This window comes from Streptomyces sp. NPDC046303, from assembly GCF_055588085.1.
The window spans coordinates 1-21,497 of sequence record NZ_JBVJFA010000005.1; the positions used below are offsets into that span (position 1 = coordinate 1).

Consider the following 21,497-nt stretch of genomic DNA (forward strand, 5'->3'; position numbering starts at 1 on the left):
GCAGCGATCTGGCACAACCGGGCCAACGGCACAGCCATCACACGATCACTCATCGCCTACGACCACTGACGAAGACTTCGGACTTACTCGTCTAGTTCCTCATCAAGCCCTGGCGCCCACAGGCACGAGGCCGGACGTCGCGCAAATCCGTTCGCAACTCCCGCAGGCCAGGCGCTCACGCACTGGGGCTGGGTCCCCTCTTCCCGATCCGCTTTGCCCTGCTGCCACGGGGAGGCACGGCCGACGGTGTCGCATTGCGCCGTCCGCGGCCGGGGGCCTGGCTGGCGTCTTTCAAGGCCAGGAGTAGGGCACGACGCATCATGCCGTCAAGGTCCTCGGCAACGGAGGCCAGGTCATTGGTGGTCGTACCGTCGAGCCGCCGGAAGGGGGCGTTGCGGTGCTGGCCACCGTGTACTTCCGCGTTGCGCCACCGGTAGGCCGCGCGGATCAGCGCTTCGATGTTCTCCTTCGTCGGCGTGCCGAGTGCGGGGTCTCCGGCCAGCCTTCCCGAGGCGCCAGACGCGAGGAAGCCGACTTTCTCACCCGTGCGGCTTCTGCGGCCGAGGCGGGTAATGAACAGCGCCTCCGCCGCGGTGATCAGATTAAGGAGTCTGTCCTCGACCAGGCCTCGGGAGCCAGCAAGGACGACCTGGCGCATCGCGGTGGACAGTGGACGGTCTGCGATGACAGCCGGGTGGGTGAGGTGCTGGTACGTGGTGCGGACCCGGTTGAGCGTCTCCTGGCCGGCCAGGACCGTCGGACGAGACAGGTCGGTTGGTCCGATTGGGGTGAGCACTGTGGAAAAGCCTTGTCCGAGCGAATCGGTACGCATGCCGTAACTCGTCGTGGTCGAGCCGCCGCAGACTAGCCGGATCGCGGCAAGCAACGCGGGAATCGCATCCGTGTAAATCGGGAGCGGCGGAGCAGCAGGTGGCGGGGTGGGGTCAGTTTCGCCTGTCCGCAGCGGGTGGGTGTGCTCGGCGGTCAAAGCCCATTGGTTGAATCGGGACACCCGGAGCACCTCGGTTGTGAGGTACTGGTCGATGGGGATGGCCGCGCTTTGCACTGCGCGGGAAATCTCAACGTCGGTCATCCTGCGTAGCACGACGCCTGCGACTATCTGCTGGCCTTCGATGCTCTGGTCCCCGTCGAACCCTAGGAGAGGGGCGATGTCAGTAAGAGTGACGGTGTCAATGGCCAGGACGGCCTCAAGGCGCTTGTAGGCGGCGTCGAAGGTCTCCTGTTCGAATTCCCAGGAGCCGTTGGCCAGCACCAGATCTTGAATCAGGGAGCGGATCAGCTCAGTGAGTTCCCGCCGCGTCGCGCCGAAGGCGGTTCCAACCAGGGTGTCAATACGGGATGCCAGGACGGGATCCTTCTGGACGACGGCGCGCAGCTGGCGCATTTCTTCGAGGTTCTCGAGGTCTCTGTACAGAAGGACTGGAAACATCCACAGCTTGACGGTTGTCGAGATGAACATGTCCTGAGCGATCCGGCGCCATTTCATCCTGTCGACGATGTCGGCAATCTGCGGCGGCTTCCCGCCCTTGGACAGCTCGTTGATGATCCTGGCCGCCAGGGCGGAGCAGGCACGGTACAGGTCCGGGAAGCGGACTGGTGACACAGACACCCTCCAACCAGCCCGGAGCGAGGACGGGCTGTAGATGCGAACCGCTCAGGATCTATGACGTCCTGTCGCATCGCAAGGGAATTGCCCGCACAACCGAGTCCCCGCCTGCTCTGAACCTCGGCGTCAAGAGCTGGAGTGGTGCTCAGTGGACGGTTTTGGATGATCGTGTACCCGCATCCACTCTGACCGGGCAAGAGGCTGATCTGCGTGTACCCACTACCCCGACCGCTGTTCCCCCACCACTCCCCCCATAGCCGCCCAACCGGGCACGCCTAGGGCGCGAGAGCGCTCCACGCTTCAGCCCTCAGGGTCGCCGGTAGACAGATGGGCCCCTCTCCGGGGCTGATTTCGCAATGGGGGTGACGTAGGGGCCTTCTCATGGCTCACCCGCAACAGGTCCCACTGGTCGAGATCGTGGATGGCGTATCGGTGGAGGCACTGGATGAAGAGCTCCACCTCGTCGTCCAACAGCCACTGGTCGTGCCTCTCGTTGCGCATGGTCAGCCTGCGCGTATGTGAAGGGCGGGACCTGGCTCCATGAAGCCCCATGCCAGCGCCGTCGGCCCCGCACGCAGCAGTCGCCCTCTTGCGTGATTCGCGCCCACGGCCGCACGGTTTCTCTTGATGCTGCTCGGCGCTTCGGCGCCATGAGGGGGAGGGCGGTGCCATGGGGTCAGCTACTGCATGGGCGCGTGCGACCTTTGGGAACGTGGCCGACGATCTGGTGGACATCATCCCGGCGTGCCTTCTACGGGCCCACGAGAGGGCGCGCAACGGCCACGAGGGAGTCCACACTCAGACGCTGGAAGCGTACGGGCACGGGCTGTACGCGGCGCAGTACGAGGAACTCGCCGCCGGCTTAGGCACCGTTGCCGACGCGACCCCAGTGCGCTTGCAAGGGCGCACGGTGGTGGTCCTCGCGGATCGCGTGGTCTACCCGATCCGCTACGCGAAGAAGGACGTCCCAGTCACCGCTGCCCGCCTGCGCCGCGCGACGGGTTTCCGCGCGGATCTGATCCGGCGGCACGGCCCGGAACCCATACAGCAGGCATTCGACCTGGGCATGGAGGAACTCGAACATCCGGAAGCTCATCCGGATCTAGCGCTGCTCCCCGAGGACATCCGCCTGGTCCTGGTCGCCTACGCCTGTGCCATGGAGCGCGGAGTGATGCGCATCGAATGGGGCTCTGCCGAGTTGCGCCGGGAAGACCGCTACCTCATCTGGCATCACCACGAGTCTCTGCCGACCACTGCTCTGTAGGCTCGCCGAGGACCCTCCCAGCATCCATCAGTTTCAGGACCGGACACCTCTGCCTGACTAGTGGCTGCCGTCGGCGTTCACCGGCATTAAGGTCAGATGGAGATGTCACCATACCCGCAGCGGCATCCACCTGCGGCGCCTAGGCATCGCGCCATGGTCCTCACCTCTCGCCGAAGGAACCTGCTCGGCTCCACTCTTCTCAGCCAGTCACGTGTTGCGTCATCCTGCCTACATGTCAGCTGCCGCGCGTACCCATTCCCAGACCCATCAGGCCGGCCGCCATCTCGCGGTCGCTGAGGCACTCTTGCGGGGCATACCAGCCAAGCTGAAGGGAGCCCAGACCTACATCGAGGTTGGCGAGCACGATGCTCAGGTGATGGTGGCGACCAAAGGAGCGTGGATGATCGCGGACATCGACAAGTTCGCGGCCCTCACGTGCAGCCGAGTCATCCTCGTCCAGATCACTGTGGAGGGTCACCACTTTTTCGTTGCGGACGGCGACCAGCTCCGCGCTGGAGTAGTCGCCCGCCACATGCAGTTCTTGGAACAGGTTGGGGGCGTACGGCCCCGTAACCCTGACTCAAGAAACACGGTCATAAAGCCGGAGCATGTGGACAGCTGGCGCGACCAGTGGGGGCTCTTGCTCTAGCGGACCACTCCCGCAGCGGCTTCTTCAGCTAAGGCTTGAGGATAGGGAAGACCAGTGAGCAGAAGATCGTGCCTATTTTGCAAAAGTCAGAGTGGCCCTCTTACGCGCGAGCATGCACTCCCAACCTGGATGAGTAAGGTACTCCCTGGAGTTGGAGCGTTCAACCACAAGCACGAGGGGCGAACCAAGTTTGAATACTCCGCCACTTCAATGGACTATAAACCCAAGATCGCATGCTCCTCATGCAATAACGGCTGGATGAGCAATCTAGAGGTCGCATCAATGCAGGTGATTTCAGCTTTGATGCGGGGCGAAGTCTCGAATATTTCAGCTTCCGACCAAGAGCTCCTAACGCTTTGGAGTTGTAAGACAGCGTCGGTCTTCGCGCGCGCCAGCAACATACTTCCCCAGCCACTCGAAGATTCCTGCCGCTGGCTGCGTGACCGAGGAACTCCACCACCAGGCACCCATTGCTGGATAGGCCGATTTGCTGATGTAGACACCTCCACACACTTGCGGACCTACAAGATCTACACCGTCCCTCTGGACCTCAAACTACCCAGCCAGCCTGGCGTGACCTACTCCGGAATGAACTGGGCCGCCGGCATCGGGAAATTGGCCCTAGTGACATTGATGATCCCGCCAGAATTCTGGGAGAAGAGTGTGCAAGTAACTGGGGAATATCCAGACTGGCTCCTCCGGATCTGGCCGGCCCACGACGCCTCCGCGGTCTGGCCACCCACACGAACTTTCGACGACGGATCTCTAATGGCAGTTAGTCAGGGCCTTGTTGCAGGTAGCGCTCTCCGCCAGCGCGAGCCTTGAACAGCAACGCGGTCCCTCTGAGGCCTCCCCACGTGGCAGGTCGGCCCGCATGGAAGGCCGGGCATACGTTAAGTGCTTGACGAGTGAGGTAGGGCCAGTGAGCCTGTATCCAGCAAGTCACTCACAGGAGTCGACCACTTGGGAGGGGGACGCATGGATGCCGAGTTCATGCAAGGTCGAGAACTCGATCCGTACCGCACCAATCGAACAGGCGATTGCTGGTGGTGCGGAAATGTCGCCGACACTTCAGAGCACAAATTTAAGCACAGCGACCTGCGTCGACTCAATGCCGACGGCGCAGGCTTGCTGTGGGGTGACGGGGAAAAGCTGGAATCGATTCGATCTCTACGTAAATCATCCAGAGTGAAGTTTGCTTCAAATCTTTGCGCCAACTGCAACAACGCTCGCAGTCAAAGGTTTGATCTCGCCTACGATCGATTCGCCGAGTATGTGTGGGAAGCCGGCGACCGACTCCACTCGTCGCGATTCATCGATATGGCTGCCGTCTACGGGGGCGATTGGCCCTCCTCGGTCGTTAACCTGGCTCGCTATGTTGTGAAACAAATGGGCTGCCGGATGGAGGCGGATGGTTTCGAAGTCCCTCCAGAGTTCGGCACGTTCCTTGATGGCGGAAAGGTTCTAGATAGCGTCCAAATGGTCACCTTTAAGGATCGCGATGCATGGAAGGTGCAACGCAAACTGGATGGCGTGTCTATGCTTTCCATGGGGCAAGGGTTGGGATACGTCAGCCCCAGCCTGGGTCGACTGACGGCTTTCTCTAGTTCGCTTTCAATTGGATATGTGGGAATATTCTATCGGTGGCAATTTGATGGCGTAGGTGCTGATCCGTTTTATCTTTACAGGAAGGCCCGCCTGCACCAGAAGAGTCACCTCCCAGCGATTTGACCCTCAGGGTTTTCCAATCGGGTTCCAATTTCATGGCATGAGTAGGCTGCCACTACGTCAAAAGCCGGACAGTGAGACAGCCGAGGCCGAGTCTGCCTGGGCGCTGCCGGCACGCGTCCGCCTTGCTGCGAACGACCTCGGCCCGCGAAGCGTGGTCTCCATGGCTTGCCTGGGTCGACGGCAGACGGGATGACAGCTCCCCCTTGTCCTTGTTCTGGTCCAAGGCCCGACAACACGGTGAGCCGCAAGCGCATGGTCCTCAGCAACGCGTTGCGGTACTCCGTGGAGCGCGGGATTCTGCCCGCCAGCCCGCTTGGCCTCGTCGATTGGAGCGCGCCGGCCAAGGACGACGAGGTCGACTTCCGCTACGTCCCGAATCCACAGCAGGCGGCCGAGCTGATCGCGGCGGTACGACAACTCGGCACACGTGGGGAGCAGATGGCCGGGTTCTTCGGCTGCCTGTACTACGCGGCGATGAGGCCTTCCGAGATAGCCGCGCTGCACAAGTCCGACTGCTGGCTGCCGGAGACGGGATGGGGCGAACTCGTTCTCGGCGGTAGCCGCCCCGAGGTCGGCTCCGGGTGGACTGATGACGGGCAGTCCTTCGACCAGCGCGGCCTGAAGCACCGCGCCCGACGAGCGACCCGATCGGTGCCAATCCCGCCGGTCCTCACCACGATGTTGCGGGAGCACATCGAGCAGTTCGGGGTGGCCGCTGATGGCCGGCTGTTCCGTGCAGCCCGAGGCGGCCGCGTGCGGTCCACGGAGTACTGCGAACTCTGGGACACCGCCAGGCTGACGGCCCTGTATCCGGAGGAGGCAGACTCCCCGCTGGCCGACGTGCCGTACTCGCTCAGACATGCCGGGGTGTCCCTGTGGATCAACTTGGGGGTCGACCCGGTGGAAGTGGCCCGCCGAGCCGGGCACAGCCTGACGGTCCTGTTCCGGTTCTACGCCAAGATCCTCAGGGGCCAGCAGTCGCGGGCGAACGAACTGATCGAGCGGGGCCTCAACGGCGGCTAGTCGCGGAATCCTCCGGCGCTGTGTGCCGGACATGGCGGGATACGTTGCGCGGTGTCCATGGCGTGCTTGCCGTGCATAGCTCTGACCAGGTACGCAGGGCCGAGCAGGATGAGTAGGCGTACTCAGGTGGCGGTCCCCGGCAGCTTCGAGACTGGGTGCAGGTCGAACGAAGCGGAACGGAACGGGGAACGTCATGGTGCGGCGCTGGTCGAAGGCTGAGATGTGGGTGCCCGGCGCGTACCTAGCCCTGGTGGTCGCGATGCTGGTCTACGTCGCGGTCGGCAGCCGGATCGGGGACATCGGGATCTTCGGAGCCTGGCCGATCCTGGCCACGGCGCCGGTCAGCCTCTGGCTGCTGACGTTCTTCGTACCCGCACCGGACGCCCTGGACTCGGACACGCCCATGGATCCCCATCCGCAGTACGGCTCCGAGCCGCCCACGAAGCTGCCCACGGACTACCCCTCGGAGTCGGACCCGCTCCCCGCAGACTGGGTACCGGACACGTCCGTGGACCCCAAGCTCGACATGTTGGACGGCTTCGGCTTCTACGCCTCGGTCTTGGTCGGCGCCCTGGTCAACGCCGCGGCGATCTGGGCCCTGTTCCGCTACGTGGCTCGGCGGCGCGACGCCAGGAGTGCGCAGGTCTAGCGCCATGATCCTGGCCCACAGATGGCCCATACGCGCTGGTCAACAGCGGGATACGGGTGCATCAAGGTGAGACAGGATGAGCAGAGAGGGCGGGCACCCTGATCGGGTACCCGCCCTCTGACCTGCTACTTCTCTGACCTGGAAGCGGTGGGTGTGGGATTTGAACCCACGGTGACTCGCGCCACGACGGTTTTCAAGACCGTTCCCTTAGGCCGCTCGGGCAACCCACCTGGCCGGTACAGAGTACCGGCCAGGTGGGGATGGCGGGGCCGCTGAGGGTCAGGCGGTCTGGGCCTTGTCGTAGGCCGCCTTCGCCTCGTTGCCGAAGTACGGGCCGTACATCCGGTTCGGCAGGAAGGTGTAGCCGAAGCTGTTCACCGAGACCTGGGTGCCGAGGCCGGTGGTCTCGTTGAAGTCCTGGAACCAGGGGCCGCCGCTGGAGCCGCCCGTCATGTTGCAGGCCAGGCTGTGGTCCTTCGTGAGCAGGAAGTCCTTGCCGCTGTTGCCGCTGCAGTAGACGAGCTTCGTGCCGTCGTACGGGGCCGCCGCGGGGAAGCCGAAGGAGTACATCCTCTTGTTGTAGCCGCCGTTGAAGAGGATGCCCTGGGCGCCGACGACCTGGCTCAGGGTCTGCCCGTTCAGCGGGGCGACGACGGCGAGGCCGACGTCCATGTTCATGTCCTCGCTGGCCGCCCACTGGTCGGTGGCGAAGGTCTTGGTGGCCGGCCACTGGCCGTAGGGCGCGTTGCCGTTGTTGTAGGCGGGGACGAAGACCCAGTTGGTGTGCCAGGCGCCCTGGTACTTCACACAGTGGCCCGCCGTCATGACCGTGCTGCCGTTGGCGCTGGTGACCGAGTCGCCCGAGCAGGAGGCGGTCCGGTTCCCCATGGTGAAGAAGACCCGGCCGGAGGTCTTCACGACCGCTCCGCCGCCCGTCCAGGCCCCGCCCGGCTGCGGGAAGGCGGTGGGGGACGCGGAGGCAGGCGTCGGGGCGATGCGGGTGGGGGCGGCCGAGGTGGCGACCGGCGTACGGGCGGCGCCCGGGACCGCCGTGACGTCGAGCGGGGTGGCTCCCCGCATCCGCTCGGCGGTCCAGAAGCCCTGGGTGTGCTGCTGCCGGAAGGACGCGGAGGTGTCCGCCGCGGCCGAGGGGGAGGCCGCGGTCAGTACCCCGGCGATCAGGGCGCCCGCCGACAAGAGGACGGACGCTGCGATGCGATGACGATTCACGCATGACTCCTTCTGCCGTGCCCGGTCGGGTCCTGTCGGCCGGACCAGGGCAGGGTGGGGGTGAAGAACGGTCGGTGCGGATCGGCGGTGCGGTGTGCCGTATGCGGTGTGCGCCGGCGGTACGTGCCGGGCGGTGTGCGCTGCCGGGACGTGCCGGGCGCTTGCCGGGCAGAGTGGCACGGCCGCGCATCATTGTCAGCGGCAGTCGGAACGTTCGGTCGGTTCCGGCCAGGAAATGGCCAACTCCCTCCCCTCGCACGCTCATGCGGTGAGCAGCACACCCGCGTACGAGACCCCCGCGACCACCACCCAGGCCCCCAGCCCGAGCACCGCGGCCCGCCCGCCGGTCCGGGACAGGGTCGGCAGGTGCACCGCGCTGCCCAGGCCGAACAGGGCCGCGGCGAGCAGGGCCTCCTGAGCGGTGTGCGCCCATTCCAGTGCCGTGTCCGGCAGGGCTCCGGTGGCGCGCAGGGCCGCCGCGGCCAGGAACCCGGCCACGAACAGCGGCACCGGGGCGGGCCGGCGGCCCGATGCCGTGCGCACCCCGCGTCGCCGGGCCCGTACGGAGAAGGCGACGGCCGCCACCAGCGGAGCGAGCAGCGCCACCCGCATCAGCTTCACCAGCACCGCTTCGCCGAGAGCCCCCGGGCCCGCGGTCTGCGCGGTGGCCACGACCTGGCCGACGTCATGGACGCTCGCGCCGACCCACCGCCCGAAGGCGAGGTCGGAGAGGCCCAGAGGTCCTTGCAGGAGGGGAAGCACCGCGATCGCAAGCGTCCCGCACAGGGTCACCAGCGCCACCGAGGCGGCCACGTCCTCCTCGTCGCTTCCGGACACCTCGCTCACCGCGCCGATCGCCGAGGCCCCGCAGATCGAGTATCCAGTGGCGATCAACAACGGCTGGTCGCCCGGGAGTCCGAGGCGTCGCCCCAGCCAGAGGGTCCCGAAGAAGGTGGCCGCGACCACCCCGGCCACCATGGCCACCGTCCCCCAGCCGAGCCGGAGGACCTGGTCCAGTCCCAGGCCGAGGCCCAGCAGGACGATGCCGATCCGCATCAGCCGCCGCCCTGCCAGCGAGAGGCCCGGACGGGCGGTTCCGCGTACGTAGGTCCGCAGACCGGGAAGGTGTGCCACGGCGATGCCCAGGACCACCGCCGCGGTCAGCATGGGGACGGCGGGCACCACCCGGTGGATGCACCAGGCCGCGAGCGCACCGGCCGCGGCCGCCCCCAACCCCGGCCAAACGGTGGATGTTTCACGTGAAACATGCCGGACCGCCGCACTCTGGGGGCGGTGGAGGAGCGCCATCAGTCGACGGGGAGCGTGTAGACGCGGCGGATGCTGGTACCCAGCCGGGAGACGTCGGCCCCGTACACGTGCACGGATATCGCCTTCGTACGACAGGAGTTGCGCACCTTGTGGATGTCGCCGGGCGGGGCGAAGCCGCAGACCTCACCCTGGCCGTTGACCACGTCCTCGGTGGCGACCAACCGGGCCGCGTCCGGTCCGGGCGAGAGCCGGTAGCGGCGTTCGCTCTCCTCGCCCTGGTGCACTCCGGCCACGCACCACGACACGTGGTCGTGGATGCAGGTCTCCTGGCCGGGCAGCCAGACCAGGGCCACCACCGAGAAGCTGCCGTCGGACTCCGCGTGCAGGACGTGCTGCCGGTACCGTTCCGGGTCGCCCTCCTGCTGCGCCGGGGTCAGCAGGTCGGGTGCGCCCAGATGCGGGGCGAGGCGTTCCCCGACCAGGTAGGCGGTGAGGTCCGGGGCCAGCCCCCGGGCCACGACCGTGCGGATCTCACTGACGAGGGCGGCCATCCTCGTGGTCGTTCGGGCCGGCGTCGTGGTGGTCATACCGGCAGCGTCCTGCTGCCGTTCCATCACGTCCAACGACAGTTATGACCCGAAAGCCCAAGCGCTGCTTATGGGTTGGTCAGCAGCCGACCCGGTTCGCGGCCGCGCTCTTCAGCGCGTCGAGCACCACGGCCGTCGCCGGGACGCGCAGGTGGTCGCGGTAGACGTAGGCGGCGATGTGGCGGCGGGCAGCGGGCTGGAGCGCCCGTCCGCAGACGCGGTTCAGCGAGAGGGAGGGAAGCACCAGCGCGGGCATCATGGCCACGCCCAGCCCCTGCCCGACCAGGCTCTGCACGACCAGGTTGTCGTCGGTGGCGAACCGGATGTCGGGCACGAAGCCCAGTTCCGCGCACTCGTGCAGCAGGTTCGCCCGGCAGCGCGGGCAGCCCGCGATCCACTGCTCCTCGGCGAGGTCGGCCAGGTGGACGGCCCGGCGACGGGCCAGAGGGTGGCCGGTCGGGAGCAGCACGGTCAGCTGGTCCTCGAGCAGTCTGACCTCGGCGACCTCGTCCGGGACCTCCTCGTGCAGTCCGGGATAGGTGAAGGCCAGCGTGATGTCGCACTCCCCGCGCTCCAGTCGGCGCAGCGACTCCGGAGGCTCCCCCTCCAGCAGCTCCACCTGTACGCCGGGGTGCTCCTTGGCCAGGCTGCTCAAGGCCTCCGGAACGAGGGAGACGTTGGCGCTGGGAAAGCCGCACAGCCGGACCCGTCCGGTGCGCAGGCGGGCGTACGCCTTGAGCTGGGCCTCGGCGGCGGAGAGGCTGCCGAGGATGGTCTCCGCATGCCGCGACAGCGACTCACCGGCCTCGGTGAGCTGCATCTTTCGGCCCACACGGGTGAACAGCGGGGTTCCGACGGCGCGTTCGAGCGCCTTCATCTGCTGGGTGATGGCGGGCTGGGTGTAGCCCAGCACGCGGGCCGCCGCCGAGTAGGAGCCCGAGGCGACCACGGCGTGGAACGTCCGAATGTGCCGGGAATCGAACACTCGTGAAGCATAAGCGGACGTTGGGAGGGGCCGTAGGCGGAATCCCGCCCACGGCCCCTCCCCATCAAGCCAGTGACGCGCTTCGTGCGCCCGTTACTTGTCTCCGACCCGCGAGCCGAGGGTGATGTCGACCGTGGTCGGCTTGCCGTCGCGCAGGTACGTCAGCTTCACCGTGTCGCCGGGCTTGTACGTCCAGATCATGCTGATGAGGGTCGGGCCGCTGTCGACCGGCTTGCCGCCGAACTCGGTGATGATGTCGCCGGGCTTGAGGCCCGCCTTGCCCGCCGGGCCGTTCGGGTCGACCAGGTCGTTGGCGGGCGCGCCCTGCTCGGAGATCTTGGCGCCCTCGACCTTGGACTGGAGGTCGACGGAGACCGAGATCACCGGGTACACGGGCTTGCCCGTCTTGATCAGCGACTCGGCGACGTTCTTGGCCTGGTTGATCGGGATGGCGAAGCCGAGGCCGATCGAACCGGCCTGGCCGCCGCCGAAGCCGCCGTTGCCCGCCGACTGGATCGCGGAGTTGATGCCAATGACGGCGCCGCGCCCGTCGAGGAGGGGGCCACCGGAGTTGCCCGGGTTGATCGAGGCGTCCGTCTGGAGCGCGCTCATGTACGAGTTCTTGCCGCCGGAGCCGTCACCGGAGGCGACCGGCCGGTTCTTGGCGCTCACGATGCCGGTGGTGACCGTGTTGGACAGGCCGAAGGGGGCGCCGATCGCGATGGTGGCGTCGCCGACCGCGACCTTCTCGGAGTCGCCGAGGGGCAGCGGCTTGAGCCCGGCGGGCGGGTTCTTCAGCTTCAGGACGGCGACGTCGTAGCCCTGGGCCCGGCCCACCACCTCGGCCTCGTACTTCTTGCCGTCGGAGAACGTGGCGGACAGCTTGCCGCCGTTAGCGGCGGAGGCCACCACGTGGTTGTTGGTGAGGATGTGGCCCTGCTGGTCGTAGACGAACCCGGTGCCGGTGCCGCCCTCACCGTCGCCCGCCGAGGCCTCGATGGTGACCACGCTGGGCAGCGCGGCCGCGGCGAGACCCGCGATGGAGCCGGCGTCGCGCTTGAGGTCCTTCGGGGTGTTGCCCGCGCTGATCGTGGTCGAGCCGGCGGCGTCCTTGCTCCGGTCGGCGGCCCAGTAACCGACGCCACCGCCGATGCCGCCTGCCAGCAGCGCTGCCACGAGCACGCCCGCGATCAGGCCGCCCCTGCCCTTCGGCTTGGCGGGCGGGGTGCCGTCCGCACCGTACGGGGCTCCCCAGGCGCCGCCGCCGTGACCGCCGCCCGCACCGTACGCGGGCACCGTGGGCGGCGGGGGCGGCCAGCCCTCGGCTCCGTGGGCGGCAGGGGCCTGGGCCGGCGCGGGGGTCTGACCGTACGCGGGGGCCGGCGCGGGGGCCTGTCCGTACGCGGGGGCCGGAGCCGGAGCCGCAGCCGCAGCCGGAGGAGCCGGAGCCGGGGCTGCCGCCGGGGGTTCCGGCGCGGACGGGATCGGCTGGGTCGGCTCGGTGCCCGGCGCCGCCGTGTGCGGCAGCTGCTGGGTCACCGGCTCGGCAGCGGCGGAGGCCGCTCCGGCCGCCTGCGTCTCGGAGGCCGGAGCAGGGGGTACGGACGGGGCCGCGGGGGGTGTAGGGGCCGCGGTGCCCTCGTTCTCGGTGCTCACAGCGCTCTCTCCTCGTCACACACGGCTTCAGAAATCTTCTGGCGTCTCGGGCCGACTGAACGTTCGACGTGCCGTACAAGTTCCTGGGCAAAGCCTTTCCCATGGCCCGTCAGAGCACTGTAAGCCGGACCTGTGCATCTCCTGCCATTCTTTATATCCGGCATTTCGGACGCATCCGCAGGACCTGGCCCCGGCACCGGTCGTCCCGTCGGTGGCACCATGACCCAGTGACCCACGCAACGCCGCGCACCATCCAGGTCGTCGCCCACCGCGGCGCCTCGGAGGATGCCCCCGAGCACACCCTGGCCGCCTACCGCAAAGCGATCGAGGACGGCGCCGACGCCCTCGAATGCGATGTCCGGCTGACCGCCGACGGACATCTGGTCCTGGTCCACGACCGCCGGGTGAACCGCACCTCCAACGGCCGCGGCGCCGTCTCCGCCCTGGAGCTGGCCGATCTCGCCGCCCTCGACTTCGGCTCCTGGAGGGACCGCGAGGAGTCCCCCGACTGGGACGCGGACCCCGAGCGCACCTCCGTCCTCACCCTGGAACGCCTGCTGGAGCTGGTCTCCGACGCCGGACGGCCGGTGCAGCTCGCGATCGAGACGAAGCACCCGACGCGCTGGGCCGGACAGGTGGAGGAGCGCCTCCTCTTCCTGCTCAAGCGGTTCGGCCTGGACGCCCCCGCCGCCGAGGGACCGCACCCCGTGCGGGTCATGAGCTTCTCCGCCCGCTCCCTGCACCGGGTGCGCGCGGCGGCCCCGACCATCCCCACCGTGTATCTGATGCAGTTCATCTCACCCCGGATGCGCGACGGCCGGCTGCCCGCCGGAGTGAAGATCGCCGGCCCCGGCATGCGGATCGTGCGCAACCACCCCGGTTTCATCCGCAGGCTCCAGAGCGCGGGCCATTCCGTACACGTCTGGACAGTGAACGCTCCCGAAGACGTTCAGCTGTGCGCTGATTTGGGCGTAGAAGCGATCATCACGAACAGGCCACGTCAGGTTCTGTCCCAACTGGGCCGCTGACGTCCCCATTTGCCCACCAGCACCTCCCACCCCGCCGGTAACAGGGTGTGCCCCGGCGCATCCGCTCCGCATCCGGACGGCACGAATGCGTCAGAGGGCTCCGGTTCGGCGGTTTCCGGTCCAGGCCATTGGGGCATCCAGACCATGCGTGGGGCTAAGGAGGTTCCGGGGGTGGCGTTGGTGGTGGCACAGGAAGTGCCCACGTCGTCGTGCATGGATGTACGCCATGGTCCTGCGGGTGTGGGCGAGGCGAGACACCGGATGCGTGAGCAACTGCGCATCAGCGGGGTGTCCGAATCGGTCGTGGACGATGCCGTACTGATCCTTTCCGAACTGCTCAGCAACGCTTGTCGACACGGCAGGCCACTGGCAGCTCGGGAAGTCGGGGACGGGGAGATACGCGCCGCATGGCGCGTCGACAAAGCGGGGCGACTGACGGTCGAGGTCACGGACGGGGGCGGACCCACCCGCCCGGTCCCGGCCACGCCTTCGGTGACCGCACGGGGCGGCCGCGGGCTGAACATCATCAGCGCGCTGGCCCAGGACTGGGGTGTCCGGGATGGAGCGGCAGGTGAGGTCACCGTGTGGGTGATCGTTGCCTGTGGGACCCGGCACGAGGATTTCGCTACGCGCGTTGCGCCCCCGGCGATCGACTTCAGTACGGCCTTCGACGACCTGGATCCGTGAACGCGGCTCCCCGACGGCCGACAAGCACCACGAACAAGAACAACCAACGAGAACAACGAACGACGAACGACGAACAGCACCACAGCAGTACCGGGCATCGCTCAGGCGGCCGTCCGGGAGCGCACGCCGACCGTGCTCCCGGCCGCACCCCACCGGTTCCGGCGGTACGAACGGCTAGGCTCGCGCCCAGACACGACGCCGTACCGCCGCAACCGGGAGACACGCACGATGGCCAAGAAGCGCCCCGCAGCCAAGACTGCAAAGCCGCAGCTCAACAACGGTGAAATCCCGGTGGTGGGCGCACGCGAGCCCTGCCCCTGCGGATCCGGGCGCCGCTACAAGGCCTGCCACGGGGCGGCCGCCGCGCACGCCGTCACCGAGCACGTACGGCGGCCCTTCGAGGGCCTGCCGGGCGAGTGCGACTGGGTCGCGCTGCGCGAGCTCGTCCCGGCGGCCACCGTTCCGCTGTCCCTCAAGGGCGGCCTGCCCGAGGGCGTCCCCTCCGTCACGCTGGTCACCGTGCTCCCCATGGCGTGGCCGGCCCTGCGCCGCGAGGACGGCTCCGTCCTCCTCGGCCTGCAGAACGACTCCACCACCGGGGACCTCGCCCGCGACATGGCCGACACCCTGGAGCGTGCACTCGTAGCGGATCCTGGTACTCCGATTGCGGCGCGCCGGGTTCCGGCCGAGGGTCCGCGACTTCAGGATCTCCTGGACACCGACGGCGTTTTCGAGCCGGTTGTGCACAGCGGCTTCGAATTCTGGATTCCGGAATCGGAGGGCGCCCAGAGCGCCTCCCCGGAGATCGCCGCCTCCCTGGAGCGGGCCAACGCGGCCGCCATTCCCACCGTCAAGCTGACGGGCGTGGACGCGGCCTACTGGTGCGAGACCCCGGAGAAGAACCACCTGCGCTGGGTCATGCCGCACCCCGAGGAGAAGCTGATCGACGCCCTCGCGCGGCTGCACGCGGCCGGCACGTCCTCGCTCGGCGAGGGGACCAAGCTCGTCGGCTCCTTCCGCGCGCACGGCCTGATGGTCCCCGTCTGGGACCTGCCCACCGGGGTCACCGCGGACGATGTGGAGAAGCCCGCTGCGGAGTTCGCGGAGCGGCTGGCCACGGCTCTGGCCTCGGACGCACCGCTGACCCCGGAGGAGCGCCGGGCGCGCGGCGGGCTCACCAACCGCCAGGTGACCCTCAGCTGACCTGCGCCCTCGCGCCGGTCCGGTGACAGGAGTCACAACTCCCGCTAACCGTCTGCAAATCGGTGTCTGAATATCAGAGATCGAATTTGCGTACAGGCGATCTCTTGTTACCGTTCTTGTAGCCCGGTCGCTGGTGCATCCCCCGTCGCCAGCGACCGGGCCCTTCAAATTCCGGCGGTACTCAACCGTCACGCGGTTCCGGTGAGTTGCTCCCGGACCGCAGGAGCAGCTGTCCTTCATCATCCGGAACTGCAAATTCCGCTACAGCCGAGTAGCTGTCCGGCTCTCCGGCCGAGTCCTCTTTGGGCGTCTCGCACAGTCCCGGCTCATCGCCCGGTCCGACGGCGCAATGGATCTGCACCGTACGCCCGGCCGGCCCCATCACCGTCAGCACGGCGTCCAGTGGGCGTCCACTGGTGTTCCGGTAGTAACTCCGGCCCCACGTCCGGCCCTCACCCACCAGAATGCACGTCTGCGCCTCCACGCCATGGGGCGAGGACAGCTCGGGGCCGCACCGGGAATCCGTACGGGGCTGCTCGACCGGCCCGGGCCGCTCGGGACCGACCGCCGGCGGCGGTGCCGCCGAACGCACGGGGGCCGTGGGGGAGGTACGCGAAGAGTCCGAAAGCCCGAGCGTCGAGAACAGGCCACCGTTTTTTCCGTCATCCTGACCGGCGAAATCCGGCCCGGCGATCGCTCCTGCGAGCGGGAGCGACAAGATGATCAGCACACCGGCGCCGATACCGATCAGGCGGAGATTCATTCGCCGAAGATAGCGATGCGGGAATGGGGCACGGAGATCCCCGCGCCCAATTCCCTTGGAAACTCGTCCCGCTGGCACCCGTACGAGTGATCCGCACGAGCGCCGGAGCACCTTCGATCAGCCGAACCGGGCAGGTCAGTAAGCGAGCCTGCTGCCACCGCCGGGCGCACCGCTGCTCGCCTCGACCAGCGCGTCCACGACCGCCTCCACCTGCGGGAGCCAGAGTTCCGGCGCGCCCGGCGGCGTTGCCGGCCGCGCGTACGGCTCCCGCTCCCACCGGACCTGGCCGCCGCTGGAGGCGGCGGACGGCGGCAGCAGGAGATAGCCACCCTCGCCGTGGAACCGCAGCGAGGACGGCACGTGGTCCTTGGCGTAAAGGAGTTCGCCGAGCCGCTCCAGCGAGTACGGCGCCACCAGCAGCGACCACCGGGTGGGCGTGGCCACGACCGGCCCGAGGCGCATGCCTTGCGCGTCCAGCCGTACGAGGGCCCGCGCGGCCGCGCCGGCCGGGAGGCTCACCGCACACGGAGCGGTGCCGCCGGTGGCCATGAGGACAGGTGCTGTGGGCCGGTTGGTCCACCACCAGGTCACCATCCGGGGATCGGTGGTGGCCGCGAGCAGCCCCGGGTCGAAGGGGTGTGCGCCGGGGACGACACAGTCGGGGTCGGGGCAGGCGCAGCGCGAGCCGTCCGTGGCGGACCGGCCGACGCCGGGCAGCACGGGCCACTGCCAGGTGGTGGCGCAGGTGAGCGCCGCGTCGAGGAGAGCCGGCGCGGCGCCGGTCTGTCGCGGGGTGGGGCGCAGGGATTGAAAGCGATCGCGGAGCCGCTGGAGACGCCTTCCGAGGATCTCGCGCATGAGCGCTCGTTCCTTTCCGTTGAACGCCGAGGGCCACATCACACCATGTAAGCGGTGTCTCACCACACGTACAGGTTTCGCGTCACTGTCCGCCATAAGGCAGGTTCACACGGTTCGTGCAGTTTTCTTATGGAACGCAAGCCGCACCGGCTGCCGCCGCTAAGGACGGCGGCCCGCTCCGGACGGTTCCCCGGCCCCCTTCGGGGCAGGCCGCACGGCGCACCGCAGCAGCGCCGAGGTCGTGCGGAGCGAGTCCGGGACCGCGCCAACTGGCCCCGGACACTACCGATTACGTACCCGGGCCCCTTGTAGAGCCCGCCCAGTCGATCGCAAAAACCACCTGCCGCCGACTTTTTCCGGCCAAGTTCTAGCCTTGGCTGGACAGTGAGTTGCCGTCCCACGGACACCAGGATTCCCACCTGGGCAATGCTGGACATGGATCCGTGTGTGCGTGTAGATGTGGATTCCTTGATGGCGGCGCAGCACGATCTGGGGGTTTGCGATGCTATATGGCGAATCGCACCAGGTGGAAAGGCGGACGCCATGAGCGCCCCGCATCTGCCGAAAGTGGCTGGAATCGATCCCACGGTTACGACGCCACCGCACACTGTGGCGCCCGCGCCCACCCGGACCACCCATGCCCCGTCCCCGGCGCCCGGACCGGGCGGTCTGATCCAGGACCGGCTCGCGGGCATGGTCTCGGACCTCACCACCCTCCATGAACTCACCGAGCGCCTGGCCCGCGCCCACGGTCTCGACTCCTCCCTCCACGAGCTCCTGCGCGCCGGTGCCGCCCTCGTCGGCGCCCGCCGCGGCCTGGTCGTCATGGAGCCCTCCGACGGACTCGGCCCCACGAGCACGATCGGCCTCGGACTCGGCCACGCCGACCTCGGCCACATCGAGACCGTGCCGCGCAGCGCCACCTCCTACGGCCGCATCCTCGACGGGCTCCCCGACGCCCACGGGGGCTCGGAGGTGCTCCCCGAACCGGGCGAGCCTCCCGGCGCCGGAGGCCTCGGCGCCCCCGTCGACCCCCGCCACCGCGAAGTGGCCGCCCGCCTCGGCTACGCCGCCAGCTACGCGCTCCCGCTCACCGCCGAGGCCACCGGCCGGCTCGGCGCCGCGGTCTGGCTCTACGACGAGCAGGCCGAACCCAACGACCGCCAGCGCGACCTCGTCGGACTGTACGTACGGCACGCCGCCGAGCACCTCGCCCGGATGCTGGAAGTGGAGCGCTCCCGCGCGCGCCTGGCCACCCTCACCGAGGAACTGCTGCCCAGCCGCCTCCCCCGGGTCCCCGGGGTCCAGCTCGCCGCCCGCCACCACACGGGACCGCGCGGCGGGGGCGACTGGTACGACGCCCTCCCCCTGCCCGAGGGCGCCCTGGGACTGGCCGTCGGCTCCGTGACCGGTTCGGGGCCCAGCGCCGTCGCCGCGATGGGCCGGCTCCGCGCCTCGCTGCGAGCCTACGCCGTGATGGAGGGCGAAGACCCGGTCGCCGTCCTGTCCGATCTGGAGCTGCTGCTGCGCCTGACCGAGCCGGCGCGCTCGGCCACCGCTCTCTTCGCCTACTGCGAGCCCGCCGAGCGGAAGATCATCCTGGCCGGCGCCGGGCACGCCCCGCCGCTGCTCATCGGCGAGCGCCGCACCGAGTACGTGGAGACCTCGCTCTCCGCGCCGCTGGGGATGCTGTCCTGCTGGGAGGCGCCGAGCGTGGAGATCGAGCCCGCACCGGGAGAAACGGTGCTGCTGTACACGGACGGGCTGCTGCGCCGCACCGGCGACCCGATGGACCGGGCCTACGCCCGGCTGCACGCGGCGGCCGCCACGGTGCCCCGTACCGCCCGGGAAGACCCGGCCGCCCTCTGTGAGCACATCCTGCGGACCGTGCTGCCCCAGGGAGAACCGGCCGACCTGCCCGAGGACATTGTCCTGCTCGCCGCCCGCTTCGAGTGAGCCGCGAGCTACGAGCTACGAGCTACTCAGCTACGAGCAGCGACTGTGACCTGCGACCAATGCCACGAAAACGGCTGTTTGTGCGATAAAGCACACGGGCTGCCGGGGGCTCGCACATACGATGGGCAAGGGCCCCACCCCGGTCCGTGCCTGTCGTCGTAGCTGAGGAGAATGACGTGGCTGACGAGCTCACCCCGGAGACCCCGGAAGAAGAGCAGCCCAAGAAGACGCACAAGCAGCGCAAGAACGGTCTGTACCCGGGCGTCAGCGACGAGCTCGCCGAGAGCATGCGCACCGGCTGGGCCGACACCGAACTGCACGGGCTGGAGCCCATCGCCCAGGCCGAGCACACCGCCGCCCGCCGCGCCGCGCTGTCCGCGCGCTTCCCCGGCGAGCGCCTGGTCGTCCCGGCGGGCCGCCTGAAGACCCGCTCGAACGACACCGAGTACCCCTTCCGCGCCTCGACCGAGTACGCGTACCTCACCGGCGACCAGACCGAGAACGGCGTCCTGGTCCTGGAGCCGACCGGGGAGGCCGGACACACGGCCACCATCTACCTGCTGCCGCGCTCCAACCGCGAGAACGGCGAGTTCTGGCTCTCGGGCCAGGGCGAGCTGTGGGTCGGCCGGCGGCACTCCCTCACCGAGGCCGAGCAGCTCCTGGGCATCCCCGCCAAGGACGTCCGCGAGCTCGCCGATGCCCTCACCGAGGCCGAGGGCCCGGTGCGGTGCGTGCGCGGCCACGACTCCGTGATCGAGTCCGCCCTCACCGACAAGGTGACCAAGGAGCGCGACGAGGAACTGCGCGTCTACCTCTCCGAGGCCCGCGCCGTGAAGGACGAGTTCGAGATCGGCGAGCTGCAGAAGGCCGTCGACTCCACCGTCCGCGGCTTCGAGGACGTCGTGAAGGTCCTCGACAAGGCGGAGGCGACCTCCGAGCGCTACATCGAGGGCACCTTCTTCCTGCGCGCCCGCGTCGAGGGCAACGACGTCGGCTACGGCTCGATCTGCGCCGCCGGCCCGCACGCCTGCACCCTGCACTGGGTCCGCAACGACGGAGACGTCCGCTCCGGCGACCTGCTGCTGCTCGACGCCGGTGTCGAGACCCACTCCCTCTACACCGCCGACGTTACGCGCACGCTGCCGATCAACGGCACGTACACCGACATCCAGCGCAAGATCTACGACGCGGTGTACGAGTCCCAGGAAGCCGGCATCGCCGCGGTCAAGCCGGGCGCCAAGTTCCGCGACTTCCACGACGCCTCGCAGCACGTCCTGGCCGAGAAGCTCGTCGAGTGGGGTCTGCTCGAGGGCCCGGTCGAGCGCGTCCTGGAGCTCGGCCTGCAGCGCCGCTGGACCCTGCACGGCACCGGCCACATGCTCGGCATGGACGTTCACGACTGCGCCGCCGCACGCACCGAGGCGTACGTCGACGGGACGCTGGAGCCGGGCATGTGCCTCACCGTCGAGCCGGGTCTGTACTTCCAGGCCGACGACCTGACCGTGCCCGAGGAGTACCGCGGTATCGGCGTCCGGATCGAGGACGACATCCTCGTCACCGAGGACGGCAACCGGAACCTTTCGGCCGGGCTGCCCCGCACCTCGGTCGAGGTCGAGGCCTGGATGGCGCGGCTCAAGGGCTGACGCACAGCCCCGGCGCAGTTCCTGCGCCACGATGGGCGGGATTCCGGCAAGGGGTCCCGCCCATCGGCGTTTCCCCGTGGGGTCCTTCCTCTACGACACCTTCAGCAGCGCGTCGTCGCGCCACTTCAGCATCTTGTCGAAGCTCACGACCGCGCCGCGGCCGGGCCGGTTGCGGAATCGGACGTGGTCGGCGAGCTCCTCGATCAGGTGCAGGCCACGGCCGTGCTCGGCCATCGAGGGTCTGCGGCGGGCCACCGCCGAGGGCGGGAATCCCGGGCCGGAATCCGTGACCTCGATGCGGCAGCGGTCCCCGTCCAGATAGGCCGTGACGTGGTACGCCTCGGTCTCGTCCGGGATTCCGCCGCACCCTCCGTGCTCCACCGCGTTCGCGCAGGCCTCGCTCAGTGCCACCGAGAGGTCGTAGGAGATGTCCGGGTCCACCCCCGCGGTCTCCATCGTCCCGAGCAGCAGTCGCCTGGCGAGCGGCACGCTCGCGGCTTCGCGCCTCAAGTGGAGAGACCACCAGATGCTCATACGGTTACGTATTGCCGCCCACGCGTGCCCGTAAGCGCCCGGAGGGCCTTCGAGAGCTCCATTGCCCTCGTTCGGCCGATGCGGCGCTCCGGGATCCGGTATAAGCGGCGGAGCCCGCCACGGTGGTCGGCCGGGCAGCCTCGCCAGGTCCCATG

The 21,497-nt window shown here is 68.5% G+C and carries 18 protein-coding genes, 1 tRNA gene and 1 pseudogene; 9 read left to right on the forward strand and 11 right to left on the reverse strand.

The window, feature by feature from the left end; all coding sequences use genetic code 11:
• Positions 1–175 precede the first annotated feature (175 nt).
• Positions 176–1,624: a hypothetical protein gene (locus ACZ6I1_RS06605; protein WP_469283856.1), complete on the reverse strand. Its 1,449-nt coding sequence runs from the start codon at positions 1,622–1,624 to the stop codon at positions 176–178.
• A 673-nt stretch (positions 1,625–2,297) separates the two neighbouring features.
• On the opposite strand from ACZ6I1_RS06605, the gene ACZ6I1_RS06610 reads away from it, so the two are divergent.
• Positions 2,298–2,891, forward strand: coding sequence for a hypothetical protein (locus tag ACZ6I1_RS06610; protein WP_469283858.1), 594 nt, complete (start codon positions 2,298–2,300; stop codon positions 2,889–2,891).
• A 235-nt stretch (positions 2,892–3,126) separates the two neighbouring features.
• On the opposite strand, the gene ACZ6I1_RS06615 is transcribed toward ACZ6I1_RS06610, so the two are convergent.
• Positions 3,127–3,423, reverse strand: a complete 297-nt coding sequence (locus ACZ6I1_RS06615; RefSeq protein WP_469283860.1) for a hypothetical protein — start codon at positions 3,421–3,423, stop codon at positions 3,127–3,129.
• A gap of 1,095 nt (positions 3,424–4,518) precedes the next feature.
• Between ACZ6I1_RS06615 and ACZ6I1_RS06620 the strand changes: the two genes are divergently transcribed.
• From ACZ6I1_RS06620 to ACZ6I1_RS06630, 3 genes are all read left to right on the forward strand, one after another.
• Complete coding sequence (locus tag ACZ6I1_RS06620) at positions 4,519–5,271, forward strand: hypothetical protein (protein ID WP_469283862.1); 753 nt, start codon at positions 4,519–4,521, stop codon at positions 5,269–5,271.
• 237 nt (positions 5,272–5,508) lie between these two features.
• Complete coding sequence (locus ACZ6I1_RS06625; RefSeq protein ID WP_469283863.1) at positions 5,509–6,294, forward strand: tyrosine-type recombinase/integrase; 786 nt, start codon at positions 5,509–5,511, stop codon at positions 6,292–6,294.
• Between the two features lie 193 nt (positions 6,295–6,487).
• Positions 6,488–6,943, forward strand: coding sequence for an SCO4225 family membrane protein (locus tag ACZ6I1_RS06630; RefSeq protein WP_469283865.1), 456 nt, complete (start codon positions 6,488–6,490; stop codon positions 6,941–6,943).
• Positions 6,944–7,088: 145 nt separating this feature from the next.
• On the opposite strand, the gene ACZ6I1_RS06635 is transcribed toward ACZ6I1_RS06630, so the two are convergent.
• The 6 genes from ACZ6I1_RS06635 to ACZ6I1_RS06660 form a co-directional block, all read right to left on the reverse strand.
• Positions 7,089–7,173, reverse strand: a tRNA-Ser gene (locus tag ACZ6I1_RS06635).
• Positions 7,174–7,222: 49 nt separating this feature from the next.
• A complete protein-coding gene (locus ACZ6I1_RS06640; protein ID WP_469283867.1) occupies positions 7,223–8,173 on the reverse strand; it encodes a trypsin-like serine peptidase in 951 nt (316 codons plus the stop codon).
• Between the two features lie 261 nt (positions 8,174–8,434).
• Positions 8,435–9,481, reverse strand: a complete 1,047-nt coding sequence (locus tag ACZ6I1_RS06645) for a YeiH family protein (RefSeq protein WP_469283869.1) — start codon at positions 9,479–9,481, stop codon at positions 8,435–8,437.
• Complete coding sequence (locus tag ACZ6I1_RS06650; protein WP_469283871.1) at positions 9,481–10,029, reverse strand: cysteine dioxygenase family protein; 549 nt, start codon at positions 10,027–10,029, stop codon at positions 9,481–9,483. The genes ACZ6I1_RS06645 and ACZ6I1_RS06650 overlap by 1 nt, the downstream gene beginning before the upstream one ends.
• A gap of 79 nt (positions 10,030–10,108) precedes the next feature.
• Complete coding sequence (locus ACZ6I1_RS06655; RefSeq protein ID WP_469283872.1) at positions 10,109–11,014, reverse strand: LysR family transcriptional regulator; 906 nt, start codon at positions 11,012–11,014, stop codon at positions 10,109–10,111.
• A gap of 93 nt (positions 11,015–11,107) precedes the next feature.
• Positions 11,108–12,670, reverse strand: coding sequence for a S1C family serine protease (locus tag ACZ6I1_RS06660; RefSeq protein WP_469283874.1), 1,563 nt, complete (start codon positions 12,668–12,670; stop codon positions 11,108–11,110).
• 227 nt (positions 12,671–12,897) lie between these two features.
• Here ACZ6I1_RS06660 and ACZ6I1_RS06665 point away from each other — a divergent pair, with 227 nt between their 5' ends.
• The 3 genes and pseudogenes from ACZ6I1_RS06665 to ACZ6I1_RS06675 all read left to right on the forward strand — a co-directional run bounded on the left by ACZ6I1_RS06665 (position 12,898) and on the right by ACZ6I1_RS06675 (position 15,588).
• Positions 12,898–13,698: a glycerophosphodiester phosphodiesterase gene (locus ACZ6I1_RS06665; protein WP_469283876.1), complete on the forward strand. Its 801-nt coding sequence runs from the start codon at positions 12,898–12,900 to the stop codon at positions 13,696–13,698.
• Positions 13,699–13,783: 85 nt separating this feature from the next.
• Positions 13,784–14,385: pseudogene (locus tag ACZ6I1_RS06670) on the forward strand (ATP-binding protein).
• Positions 14,386–14,613: 228 nt separating this feature from the next.
• Positions 14,614–15,588: a DUF5926 family protein gene (locus ACZ6I1_RS06675; RefSeq protein ID WP_469283878.1), complete on the forward strand. Its 975-nt coding sequence runs from the start codon at positions 14,614–14,616 to the stop codon at positions 15,586–15,588.
• Between the two features lie 181 nt (positions 15,589–15,769).
• On the opposite strand, the gene ACZ6I1_RS06680 is transcribed toward ACZ6I1_RS06675, so the two are convergent.
• On the reverse strand, positions 15,770–16,351 hold the full coding sequence (locus ACZ6I1_RS06680) for a hypothetical protein (protein WP_469283880.1): 582 nt from the start codon (positions 16,349–16,351) through the stop codon (positions 15,770–15,772).
• Between the two features lie 135 nt (positions 16,352–16,486).
• Positions 16,487–17,209, reverse strand: a complete 723-nt coding sequence (locus tag ACZ6I1_RS06685) for a bifunctional DNA primase/polymerase (protein ID WP_469283882.1) — start codon at positions 17,207–17,209, stop codon at positions 16,487–16,489.
• A gap of 426 nt (positions 17,210–17,635) precedes the next feature.
• Here ACZ6I1_RS06685 and ACZ6I1_RS06690 point away from each other — a divergent pair, with 426 nt between their 5' ends.
• Both ACZ6I1_RS06690 and ACZ6I1_RS06695 read left to right on the forward strand, forming a co-directional pair.
• Positions 17,636–19,165: a PP2C family protein-serine/threonine phosphatase gene (locus ACZ6I1_RS06690; RefSeq protein ID WP_469283886.1), complete on the forward strand. Its 1,530-nt coding sequence runs from the start codon at positions 17,636–17,638 to the stop codon at positions 19,163–19,165.
• Positions 19,166–19,341: 176 nt separating this feature from the next.
• Entirely contained in the window at positions 19,342–20,808 is a 1,467-nt protein-coding gene (locus ACZ6I1_RS06695) for an aminopeptidase P family protein (RefSeq protein WP_469283888.1), read from the forward strand.
• A 90-nt stretch (positions 20,809–20,898) separates the two neighbouring features.
• On the opposite strand, the gene ACZ6I1_RS06700 is transcribed toward ACZ6I1_RS06695, so the two are convergent.
• Positions 20,899–21,342 carry an ATP-binding protein gene (locus tag ACZ6I1_RS06700; RefSeq protein ID WP_469283891.1) on the reverse strand — a complete coding sequence of 148 codons (444 nt, stop codon included), beginning with the start codon at positions 21,340–21,342 and terminating at the stop codon, positions 20,899–20,901.
• Positions 21,343–21,497: the final 155 nt, after the last annotated feature.